14 protein-coding genes and 1 pseudogene are annotated in these 9164 nt (G+C 59.6%); 9 read left to right on the top strand and 6 right to left on the bottom strand.

From position 1 onward, the window contains the following. The 3 genes and pseudogenes from FS320_RS32520 to FS320_RS32510 form a co-directional block, all read left to right on the top strand. Window positions 1–335, top strand: a pseudogene (locus FS320_RS32520) (integrase core domain-containing protein); the annotation flags it as partial. A gap of 354 nt (window positions 336–689) precedes the next feature. Further along, window positions 690–884: a DUF6494 family protein gene (locus tag FS320_RS32515; RefSeq protein WP_152716563.1), complete on the top strand. Its 195-nt coding sequence runs from the start codon at window positions 690–692 to the stop codon at window positions 882–884. 892 nt (window positions 885–1776) lie between these two features. Beyond that, window positions 1777–2133, top strand: a complete 357-nt coding sequence (locus tag FS320_RS32510) for a hypothetical protein (RefSeq protein WP_152716562.1) — start codon at window positions 1777–1779, stop codon at window positions 2131–2133. 31 nt (window positions 2134–2164) lie between these two features. Here the strand turns inward: FS320_RS32510 and FS320_RS32505 are convergent, their stop codons facing one another. Together FS320_RS32505 and FS320_RS32500 are read right to left on the bottom strand one after the other, a co-directional pair. Then, window positions 2165–2707: an arsenate reductase ArsC gene (locus FS320_RS32505; RefSeq protein ID WP_152716561.1), complete on the bottom strand. Its 543-nt coding sequence runs from the start codon at window positions 2705–2707 to the stop codon at window positions 2165–2167. Between the two features lie 83 nt (window positions 2708–2790). Beyond that, window positions 2791–3249 carry a YybH family protein gene (locus tag FS320_RS32500; protein WP_152716560.1) on the bottom strand — a complete coding sequence of 153 codons (459 nt, stop codon included), beginning with the start codon at window positions 3247–3249 and terminating at the stop codon, window positions 2791–2793. A gap of 156 nt (window positions 3250–3405) precedes the next feature. Here FS320_RS32500 and FS320_RS32495 point away from each other — a divergent pair, with 156 nt between their 5' ends. The 3 genes from FS320_RS32495 to FS320_RS32485 all read left to right on the top strand — a co-directional run bounded on the left by FS320_RS32495 (window position 3406) and on the right by FS320_RS32485 (window position 5639). After that, on the top strand, window positions 3406–4113 hold the full coding sequence (locus FS320_RS32495) for a sigma-70 family RNA polymerase sigma factor (RefSeq protein ID WP_338105583.1): 708 nt from the start codon (window positions 3406–3408) through the stop codon (window positions 4111–4113). A gap of 34 nt (window positions 4114–4147) precedes the next feature. Then, window positions 4148–4456 (top strand): SWIB/MDM2 domain-containing protein, encoded by a 309-nt coding sequence (locus FS320_RS32490; protein WP_152716559.1) that lies wholly within the window; start codon window positions 4148–4150, stop codon window positions 4454–4456. Between the two features lie 979 nt (window positions 4457–5435). Continuing rightward, the gene (locus FS320_RS32485) at window positions 5436–5639 is read left to right on the top strand and encodes a hypothetical protein (protein WP_152716558.1); all 204 of its coding nucleotides are present in this window, start codon (window positions 5436–5438) and stop codon (window positions 5637–5639) included. A 177-nt stretch (window positions 5640–5816) separates the two neighbouring features. Here the strand turns inward: FS320_RS32485 and FS320_RS32480 are convergent, their stop codons facing one another. Continuing rightward, window positions 5817–6014 carry a hypothetical protein gene (locus tag FS320_RS32480; protein ID WP_152716557.1) on the bottom strand — a complete coding sequence of 66 codons (198 nt, stop codon included), beginning with the start codon at window positions 6012–6014 and terminating at the stop codon, window positions 5817–5819. Window positions 6015–6187: 173 nt separating this feature from the next. Then, window positions 6188–6433 carry a hypothetical protein gene (locus FS320_RS32475; protein WP_152716556.1) on the bottom strand — a complete coding sequence of 82 codons (246 nt, stop codon included), beginning with the start codon at window positions 6431–6433 and terminating at the stop codon, window positions 6188–6190. A gap of 457 nt (window positions 6434–6890) precedes the next feature. On the opposite strand from FS320_RS32475, the gene FS320_RS45415 reads away from it, so the two are divergent. Together FS320_RS45415 and FS320_RS51010 are read left to right on the top strand one after the other, a co-directional pair. Next, complete coding sequence (locus tag FS320_RS45415) at window positions 6891–7067, top strand: hypothetical protein (protein WP_153885356.1); 177 nt, start codon at window positions 6891–6893, stop codon at window positions 7065–7067. 390 nt (window positions 7068–7457) lie between these two features. Beyond that, the gene (locus FS320_RS51010) at window positions 7458–7679 is read left to right on the top strand and encodes a helix-hairpin-helix domain-containing protein (RefSeq protein WP_152716555.1); all 222 of its coding nucleotides are present in this window, start codon (window positions 7458–7460) and stop codon (window positions 7677–7679) included. A gap of 48 nt (window positions 7680–7727) precedes the next feature. Here the strand turns inward: FS320_RS51010 and FS320_RS32465 are convergent, their stop codons facing one another. Next, window positions 7728–7964 carry a hypothetical protein gene (locus FS320_RS32465; protein ID WP_152716554.1) on the bottom strand — a complete coding sequence of 79 codons (237 nt, stop codon included), beginning with the start codon at window positions 7962–7964 and terminating at the stop codon, window positions 7728–7730. A 167-nt stretch (window positions 7965–8131) separates the two neighbouring features. On the opposite strand from FS320_RS32465, the gene FS320_RS32460 reads away from it, so the two are divergent. Further along, window positions 8132–8350 carry a hypothetical protein gene (locus tag FS320_RS32460; protein WP_152716553.1) on the top strand — a complete coding sequence of 73 codons (219 nt, stop codon included), beginning with the start codon at window positions 8132–8134 and terminating at the stop codon, window positions 8348–8350. A gap of 170 nt (window positions 8351–8520) precedes the next feature. Here FS320_RS32460 and FS320_RS32455 read toward each other — a convergent pair whose 3' ends face one another. Then, window positions 8521–8742, bottom strand: coding sequence for a hypothetical protein (locus tag FS320_RS32455; RefSeq protein WP_152716552.1), 222 nt, complete (start codon window positions 8740–8742; stop codon window positions 8521–8523). Between the last annotated feature and the right edge of the window lie 422 nt (window positions 8743–9164).

Genomic DNA, 9164 nt, shown 5'->3' with positions numbered 1-9164 from the left:
CCAATGGTCTCGTGGAGCGCTTCAACGGGCGGGTGCAGCGCGAGGTGCTGGGCATCACGATCTATAGCCATCGGGACCTCGAGACGCTGCTCAAGGGCTTCAATCAGGCCTATAACAGAAGACGTCAACGCGTGCTCAAGGGGCGATCCCCGGATGAGGTTGTGCGAAGCCGCCTGGCTGCCGAGCCGAAGCTCGCCAACCGCCGCTACAAGCCACCCGATGCAGACGCGTTGCCGCCAGCCCTCCAGGTCATCGCTCATGCCAAGGAGGTCTCGCATCCAGACACTCTCCCAGCCATTGAAGGTCACTGGGGGCCAGCGACTGATTCAGCGTAGCGGGGGCTGGAGGAGACAGGGTGATCGCCGGGGCATCTGTCAGGGGCAGAGCTTCCATCGAGACACTCTTGTTGTCGGCATCGAGGTGCCGGTGAATGCCCCTATGTTCTTGCCCTTGTTCAGGGTCACTATTGTGCAAGGCAGCGGGATATTGCGGCAATTGTACGGACAGAATGGTAAGCATCTCGTGTGGCAGCACCCCTTGTTTGCCGTGGAGTAGGCGCTGACCGCTCGCTCGGTTGCAAAGTTGGTATCTGAGCTTCAAGTACTCCGCGCTCTCAATCGCCGCCGGTAGCGGCGCTCCAAGCTCCTGTGATACAGTGGTATTTAGTGGCCTCGAAAGAGGAGATCATTATGGATGAAGACCACTTCAACATGGCCGTCCGCAAGTTCCTAAAGGAAGTGGGAGTAACGTCGCAGCGAGAGATCGAGCGGATTGTGCGTGAGGGAGCCATAAAAGGAACGAGCCTGCGGCTTCGCATGACTCTGACTTCAGACGATGAGCCCGCGCTAAAGCATGTGGTCGAAACGACTATCGAACTCCGCTAACTCGTCCTCTGCTAGCCCTCATCGAAGTAGGATCGTGGCAACAGCAATATCCATCTGTCGTCCGTTATCGGGACGCTGGCAGTTAGCGTCTCCCGCCTTGGCTGGCCAGCTTCGAGTTGGAGATTTCTGAGAATGCGACCGTCAGGACATGTTGATCTGATCTCAAAACTCCAATCGTGCCGGTCCTCGCCCTTCTGATCACCTTCCGCGATCATGGTGCGGGTCTTGGCGAGCGCGTCCTTTTGGGCGATCTGAAAGGCTGGGGTACGTAACCCCTTCTGGGGTTTTGATGAGGCCACTCGGGGTCCTGATGTTGAAGTAGTACAACGCCGGTTCGGCCTCGTGCTTGGGCGCGAGATGCGGCTCGTGGGAAGGGTGTCCGGAGCGCGGTGCACCGCCCTCATTGTCCCACCGTCTGAGATCGTCGCGCTGGCTCAGTCGTTTTGGAGCCTTGCTCATGCTGACATTCAACGACGGCGAGCAGGCTCTTTGATGTCAATCAGACCTCGGACGATCTGAGTTGTCGCGAGGCCATTGCCGCATCCTCAACACCAAAGCAGCGTTTTCACTCAGGCATCTTCAAGCTGACACCGGACATATCCTTGACGCTGCGGATGGGGTATGCTTCCACGAGATGAGGAGGGCCTGATGTTCAGAAGAATCAAGTCTTACGTTTCTTTCGAGAACGAAGCGCTTGTAGTTGCTGGTCTGGCATTCTTGTTTTGTGGCGCGGTGATCATGGGCTTCATGTAATGCTCTCCCAAACCTTGATCGCGCTGCTCCTGATAACTGCCGTTGTGGCGATCTACGTGCTCGCGATCAAGTCTGGGTCGTGAGAAAGCTCTGATAGGGGCGATGGAGCCTCACAGAGGCGCTGACCCGGAGGTGGCTCATGGCCTACCTGATGTTGCAGTATGACCGTCCAACCGACACCCGGAACTGGAACAACTACAACCGGCACGTTCAAGACTGGATCGCCCAGCTTCTGAAGATGCCTGGAGCCGTGTCCTTCATGGCCTATCGCGCCGCTCCTCAGAACAGCCCTGATACGTTCACCCTGCTGGAGTTCCACACTATGGAGGAGGCGCGGCAAGCCGTACTGTCAGAACCGATGAAGCATGTTCTCGACGAGTTGCGCGCCTTTGGCGCGATGGCCAAGGTGCTGCCGGTTGAGCGCTCGCCGTTCACGCCCGAGCCCATCCTGGCGGAAATCCAGCATTCAGCAAGCGACCCAGCCACACCAGTTTGACGTTGTTGCCTTTGTGCTGCTCGGCCTCACCCTACCGCTGATGCAGGTCAATTCCATTCGATGGAGTCATGCCTGCTTCCTCCAAATGGCCAATGGCCTGAAGCCGAGTGCCCATCGTGAACCGATCAAGGCTGACCAGCGGCAGGTGGAGGAACGTGCCAATCCGGCTCTTCAGGAACTCGAAGGCGCGAAGGAAGGCTTGTTCCTTGTTCGCGTCAGAACCTCCAACAGCGGCTGGGTCCTCGATGCTCCAATGCGCGATGGAAGGGTGTCCTGGCCACACCGGACAGACTTCACCAGCCGCGCTGTCGCAGACGGTGAGCACGAAGTCCATCACAGGCGCTCCCGGAGCCACGAACTCGTCCCAGCTTTTCGAGCGATATCCGTCTGTCGGATAGCCGTGGTCGCCCAGCACCTTCAGGGCCAGCGGATTGACCGTGCCTTTCGGCTGGGTGCCTGCCGAGTAGGCTGCGAAGCGGCCCTGCCCGTCCCTGCGCAGGATGCCTTCGGCCAGGGTTGAGCGGGCTGAGTTGCCGGTGCAGAGAAACAGGACATTGTAGGTTCGTTCGGTCATGGGCGTCCTCCCCGTGCCAGTCATTGCACCTCAGCCTCGTGCTCTGAAGCACCAAGCTCCTTCGGTTGGCGGCGTTGTCTCTGCTACAAAGCAGGCGGATGCTCCCGCTTGGTGCCGAAGGAGCGTGAGGGAGTGCCAGGGAACAGCGACACGTGGGTGTGCTGGGCGATCCATTCCTCGCCGACGACCTGCCGCCCGAGCACCACCGTCGCTCGTCCGGGCCGATCAAACGCTTTGCCGCCTTCGGTGTAGCCAGTGGACTCGAACACCGCCATGCCCACTGCCGTGAGCCGGTCACCAGAGATGATGGTGCGCAGATCATCCAACCGCCAGCGGAACTGGTCGATATGGCCCCAGACTTGACGCCACTGCTCGTGTTCGGTGGCCTCGCGCCCCATCGTGAACGCTGTGAAGGAGCCAAAGGTGATGATGTCGTCGGCGAAGAGCGGGCGCGAGCCCGCGAAATCCACCGTCTGGACGCAGAGTTGGAGCTTCTGGAACCAGCGGCGGATCAGGGCAACATCGTCATCGTGTTCAGCCATGACAGCCTCCGCAGACTGAGGCTAGGTGACAGGCATGGTGCGCTTGCCCCCGCAGAGCGTCAAGCCGCCCGCAGGCTCTACTGTCTTCCCTGAATTAGCTGGCTGACGGGCAACCGTAGGTGTATGGTGAAGCTGTAGCCAAGGTGGAGCACGGCCATGACCCAAGCCGCTCGCCGACACAGCCATCCCGCTTCCAAAGCGACCGATCACAGTCGGTCTGCACGACGCAAGCAGGCACGGCTCCGTCACATCCATCCACTCTCGCACGTCGAGCATCTCACCCTGGTTGAGGAGGTCCGCGCGGGTCGCCGCTCGCAATACATGCGCGATCAGCTTCCCGCCTTTCTGCCCCACCTGCGAGCCTTTGCGCTGCATCTGACCCGCGATCCGGTCCGGAGTGACGATCTCGTGCAGAGTACCCTCCTGCGGGCGTGGACGAACCTGGATCACTTCCAGCATGGCACCAACCTGGAGGCATGGCTGTTCACGATCCTGCGCAATTGCGTCTACTCGGAGCACCGTAAGCGCAGACGGGAGATTGAAGACCCAGAGGGCGGCTTTGCCAGACGCCTGATGGTTCAGCCCGAGCAGGAATCCAAGCTGATGCTGGACGACCTTCACGAGGCGCTGGCGTATCTGTCGCAAGAACAGCGCAAGGCTCTCCTTCTGGTGGTGGAGCAAGGCGAGACCTACGAGGACGCGGCGGCTCTGTGCGGTGTTGCCGTGGGCACGCTCAAAAGCCGCGTCAACCGGGCTCGCACCCAGCTTGCCGAGATGTTGCAGATGGAAAACCGGCACGATCTCGGCCCAGATCGGCTGATGCAAGCCGCCCTCCAGCACTCGAAGGTCGTGGCTGCCATCTAAACCCCTTCTTGGTTCCACCCAGAGGGAGGACCACATGCCGCCTTCAACACCGGAGAAACCCAAGCAGGGAAAGGCAGACCCGAGCGAAGGCAAGAGGGCAACTTCGGCTTTCCTCAAGCCGTTACAGCCCTCGCCGGAATTGGCGGTCATTGTGGGCTCGGCTCCCTTGCCACGCCCGGAGGTGGTGAGCAAGGTCTGGGAGTACATCAAGAAGCACAAGCTCCAGAACCCGCAGAACAAGCGCGAGATCATGGCGGACGAGAAGCTTCAGGCGGTGTTCGGAGGCAAGCACAAGCTCAGCATGTTCGAGATGAACAAGCACCTCGCCCAGCACCTCAAGTGAAATGCGGTCAACGGCAACCTATGCAAGCTGGGATAGCGAACCGGAAGGTGCGTTATCGCTGAGCCGCTTCTCTCAAGGCGGCGGCGTGCAGATGCTCGCGGAGCGCTGCGTGGCGCAGGTAACGGGCTGCGCAGCGAAGACGTGCAGCCTGTTCCACTCGCTTCTGATCAAGCAAGCGCTCGACCTTACGCTCCAGCCTCGCAGCAGCACGCTCGCGACACTCAGCCCAGTGCTCAAGGGCCTGCGCGTGCTGAAGAGGTTCTGGCGGATGGCAGAGTTTGATCATCTGCGCACCAAATCTCGGCATTCGGACGAGAGGCAATCTCGCAGAACATTACGTCTGAACAGAGGTTACCGAGACTGTTGTCTCATTGAAAGAAGATGGAGCCGGAACTTGGCGGGCCTGCTGGTCCTGTATCTCCCCGCATTGCACAACGTTCCCTGGCAGAGACCGACAAAGTCGCAAAGCCGCTCAGCATCGTGCTGTGATAATGCCTTGCTCAACTTGCCCCGCCTTCCCGCTCCTGTAAGAGACGAATGAGCGAGGCAAGCTCGTCCGGAAGCGGCTCTTGGAGGGGCACCGGGTGCTGGCACTGGAGCCAGCGCCCAATCTCGGCTGTAAGCTCGGCAGGTGCCAGTGAGCCTCTGACCGGGTTGTTCGCCCCTCCGTTGGGCTTTTCGGCATCAGGTTCGCGTTCGTCCGGTATGTCTGCAGCCATTGCACCCTTCCGGCTGCCCCGAGCCCTCGAACCCGTTCAACTTGTTGTCAGGGACAACCCGCAGCAGGCGCTCCGGGTTCGGCGAAACAGTTTACATAGGTTAAGAAAAGTGCAACCGTGGCCGTCAACTGAATGCTGGCCTTACCGCAGAGCAGTTGTGCGGCTTCACGCCCCTGTGGGAGCTTCGACCAGCATCCCGTCTTCATCGTCAGTTCAGTCCGAGCACGAGTACCGGTGGTGGTTTCGAGGCGAGGTGTTCCATGACGCAGAAATTCCAGGTCGGCCAGACGGTGCTCCCAGCCCACTCCAGGGGAGCCAATCCCGGCACCTACGTGATCGTCCAAGTGCTGCCTGAGACCTCGCACGAGCGCCAGTACCGGATCAAATCGCTCTCAAGTGCATCTGAGGGCGTCGTCGGCGAGACACAGATCAAGGCGAGAGAGACAGAGCCAAGCCTCCGCTGAAGTTCCACCCTCCTGCAAGGGGCGGGTTGCGCCCATAGACCTGCCGCCGAAGCCAAGTGATCGTGAGATGGCTACAAGTGAATTTTTCGCTCGCATTCTGAACTGGACCGCCGTCGTGGTCGGCATCGGCTTGTGCTGGTGGGCTGCCGCCCTCCTGCTCTAGGAGGTGGCTTAGTGTCAGCGGGAGCACGAGGCTCGACGCACATGTTGCTTGACCTGAGCAAAGAGCAATTGGGCGGTCTCAGGCGAGCTCTTGAAGCGAGAGTGCGTGACATGCACATGCGCCTGGGAGGCGACCCTGGCGATGAGGGCTTCCGGCGTGAAGTGATCCTTGCGACACAGCTTCTTCGGCAGGTCGAAGCTCTGGAACGGCAAGCAGGTCACCGCGCATGGGCTATAGGTGATACCGAGTCCTTGCCGGAAGAGGATGAGAACTGAGTGGAAGCAAGCCGTGAGGCTGAGCTTCCTTTTATCGAGGTGCCTCAGCTGACCTGTCAGGCCGAGTTGCCCTGACAATCATCCGTTCAATGCCCCTCTCTGAGAAAGGGTCATGCTTTATCGTCGCTGGAGAGCTGACATTCGCCCTTCATGTGGCGCGCGATGGCTGTCATCGCGTCATTCAGCGACCGGAATTTGGCCGTCTCCATTCCGGACAGCCTGGCGTCGCGGTTGGCGTCGATAACGAACAGTGACGGAGAGGCTTCGGTGATTGTCCCCAGAGGACGCCCAAGTCGATCGCTCAACCTCCAGATTCCTGCTGGTTTGAGCTCGGCAGGTGTCACCATCACATCCATGGTAACTTCTCCGCACGCGGCAGAACAATGACATCTGTCGTGCGTAAAGGGCCAAGCACGAGATGAGTTCCCGATGACACGGCAATGGAGTCCGGAGCACGAAGGTGGATCCTCAAGTGTAACTTATTGAGCTACCCGAATGCCAAGTATGGCCTTGTTTTGGGTCTGAGCCGCAGTCTCGATCGTCATCGCTGTCCCAAGCTTTGGCGCCGCGAGAGCCGTGCCTTCACAGCCTGTGCCGACCAGCACCGGGCAAGGTCTCCAGCGTGAGTCCCGTACTCGCTTCAATCCTCGCTCCCTGATAATATCACGGGCATTCTCGGCCCCTGTTGCAGCGGCGGAGACTGCCACTCACACCTTCCGGCCAGGTGAGGGCTCCGATGGACGCGGTGGTCCACGAACAGGTCTTGGACGAGCGCCTCGCTGCCTTGGAGGCGGCGCGCCCCTGGAGATCTACATGATCCCGGTCGAGGATATCGGAAATCGGAAGAAGTTCGATCTGGCAGGCTTCGCAGGCCGGAACGATCATGTCTCCATGTACTTCAACGAGGGCCATCCCGGCGTCGAGGTGCCTCATTACCATGTTGTGATCTGGCATGTGAACAAGGCGGGTGAGGCGCGAGTGGCGAAGTAGAACTCCATGGTGATAGTTCAGGGGGCGGAGGAGCTTCCGTTGCAGATCAAGCCAGGACATCTCCTGCCCATCGGGAACGTTGGGTGTTCCCTTCTTGAGCCGGCATTCTGCTTACTCCAGAGAAGTGCCACGGTGAGAGATTCCGGGTTCAAAGCACGAGCTGCGGATAAGCCGTTGATGAACACGACGGGAACTCTGCCCGAGTTACCCCAGAAAGCAGTCTGGCGTTGTGATGGCGCGGGACTAAGTTTGCATCAGGCCGGAGACAGCACGGAGCAGCTCAATGACCAGAGCCTTGAGTGTCCAAACTCAAAGACGCAGCGTTCAAATCCTGCTCCCCTGTCTCCCCGACCCTGCACCTGAGAAGGGCCAAGCCCGGGATTGAGATGAATGCCTAACCCCAGGTGGGATCTCATCGGAGGACCGATCAGGGGGCTGCGTTTGCCGTTCCAAGCCTGGGAGGCTTTGCGCAAAGAAGGCATCACGACCTTGGATCGGCTCAGGGCTATGGCTGACGAAATCCACACCCTCTCGGGCATCGGCCCCAAGACGGCTCAACTGATCCGGGACGAGCTCGCTCGTGTTACATCCTCGCGGATGGCCCCTGATTAGGCCGGATCCGCCCCTGGCCGCCGAATTGCGGTAAGCCCCTTCAGGGAATTAGAGATCTTGCGCTCGGTCTTGCGGGTTCGCTTCCAAGAGCAACTGCCGATGGGCGTGCCAGTACCCGAGGATTTGCTCCAGATTACAGAGCAAGTTCTGCGCCAAGGTCGTGTCGAGGCACTCCTCTCTCATCCACTTGATCAGGGCGATCTGCTCCACCACGTGCCGTTCGCCTTCGGCGATGTCCCGGTCAATCCTGGCAAGGACTTCGCATCTGTTCAGTGTCTTAGACATGGCGGTATGCCGAGCTGGGGCCAATGCCAGACTGCCGCTGATTATACGCCCGACCGCACGTGGGGGCCACGTAATTCGCATTCCCAGGTGCCGTGACACACCTCACCTTTCGCGCTTTAAGCTCATCATCTGGCAGTCTTGGTTGGAAACCTCTGAGGACTGGCCCGATGCTTGCCTCCAACCTTCACCTGCGGGTCCACTGGTTCAGGGATCGCGGTCGACAGTCGCAAGAGTTTCCCCGCCTCATGGTGGCCTTGGTGATCGTCCTCGCCCTTGTGAATGTCTCGGCCATCGTGCTGATGTTTGGAGACTGGGCTACCATGACCAATAGCATGGCTGAGCTTGAGCGGAACATCACAGACCATCTGACAGAAACCAGCCACTGAGCCATTGGAGTCAGTTGAAGCTTGAGTCCCCGAACGGGATCGGAGGCAAAAAGAACCCGGCACAAGGCCGGGCTCTCTCTCGAAGACGGTCATGAGCATCAACACGTCTGCTCATCAACGCTGACGTCCATGGTGTCGTTCCAGAATTGTCACGCTTGGGGATCGGCTTCCTACAGCTGATTGCGGTTGCGGCCGCGACTCCGGGAGAAGTACCAGACGGCTGCAGCGACAATGATGGCAAGCACAATGAGCCACCAGTAATCCGCAAGACCACCACCTGCGGCCGCGGCATCCCCGGCAGGGGGCGAGCCGGGAGTAGCAGGCGGGGTCTGGGCCCCTGCCGACGAAACAGCCAGAAAGATGAAGCCGATCAATGACGTGAGTTTGCTCATGAGTGCGTCTCCGGTTGAGGAGGCCCAGCCCAGCGTTTCCGGGATATTGCCAAGCTGGTCCTATCAGGGAACGCATTTTGGCCAGGCATGTTCCTGTGCAGGGCGGCTCGATGCTCTGTTAGAGTGGACACGTCAGGCTCAGGACCTGGAGTGTATTCTGATCCGCCTTGTTTCTCCTGCCTTGCGCTCCTCTCGACAAATCTACCCAGCAGGTCGCAGGTGGTTATTGATCTTGAACGGAAGCTCAGTCTGAACAAGTATCTTCGTCAGGAAAGACACTCACTCCGGGAGAGTTCGATGCAACCGTATGAGCAAAACCAAACCGCCTATGGCACCGGCTTTGCCCGGACGGAGGCTCAGGTCGACCAGGGCCTGCGTACCTTCATGCTCGGCGTCTACAACAACATGATCCTGGGCCTTGC

Source organism: Microvirga tunisiensis (assembly GCF_009296175.1).
GTDB classification, from domain to species: Bacteria; Pseudomonadota; Alphaproteobacteria; order Rhizobiales; family Beijerinckiaceae; genus Microvirga; species Microvirga tunisiensis.
The sequence above is the reverse complement of the archived record's forward strand: the minus strand, read 5'-3'. Positions and strand labels throughout refer to the sequence as shown.

Bases quoted from the DNA above. Each gene is read 5' to 3' on its own strand.
- FS320_RS32455 (WP_152716552.1), bottom strand. From the start codon at position 8,742: ATGAGCAAACTCACGTCATTGATCGGCTTCATCTTTCTGGCTGTTTCG.
- FS320_RS32500 (WP_152716560.1), bottom strand. From the start codon at position 3,249: ATGGCTGAACACGATGACGATGTTGCCCTGATCCGCCGCTGGTTCCAG.
- FS320_RS32510 (WP_152716562.1), top strand. From the start codon at position 1,777: ATGGCCTACCTGATGTTGCAGTATGACCGTCCAACCGACACCCGGAAC.
- FS320_RS32505 (WP_152716561.1), bottom strand. From the start codon at position 2,707: ATGACCGAACGAACCTACAATGTCCTGTTTCTCTGCACCGGCAACTCA.
- FS320_RS51010 (WP_152716555.1), top strand. From the start codon at position 7,458: ATGCCTAACCCCAGGTGGGATCTCATCGGAGGACCGATCAGGGGGCTG.
- FS320_RS32490 (WP_152716559.1), top strand. From the start codon at position 4,148: ATGCCGCCTTCAACACCGGAGAAACCCAAGCAGGGAAAGGCAGACCCG.
- FS320_RS32475 (WP_152716556.1), bottom strand. From the start codon at position 6,433: ATGGATGTGATGGTGACACCTGCCGAGCTCAAACCAGCAGGAATCTGG.
- FS320_RS32515 (WP_152716563.1), top strand. From the start codon at position 690: ATGGATGAAGACCACTTCAACATGGCCGTCCGCAAGTTCCTAAAGGAA.
- FS320_RS45415 (WP_153885356.1), top strand. From the start codon at position 6,891: ATGATCCCGGTCGAGGATATCGGAAATCGGAAGAAGTTCGATCTGGCA.
- FS320_RS32485 (WP_152716558.1), top strand. From the start codon at position 5,436: ATGACGCAGAAATTCCAGGTCGGCCAGACGGTGCTCCCAGCCCACTCC.
- FS320_RS32460 (WP_152716553.1), top strand. From the start codon at position 8,132: ATGCTTGCCTCCAACCTTCACCTGCGGGTCCACTGGTTCAGGGATCGC.
- FS320_RS32465 (WP_152716554.1), bottom strand. From the start codon at position 7,964: ATGTCTAAGACACTGAACAGATGCGAAGTCCTTGCCAGGATTGACCGG.
- FS320_RS32495 (WP_338105583.1), top strand. From the start codon at position 3,406: ATGACCCAAGCCGCTCGCCGACACAGCCATCCCGCTTCCAAAGCGACC.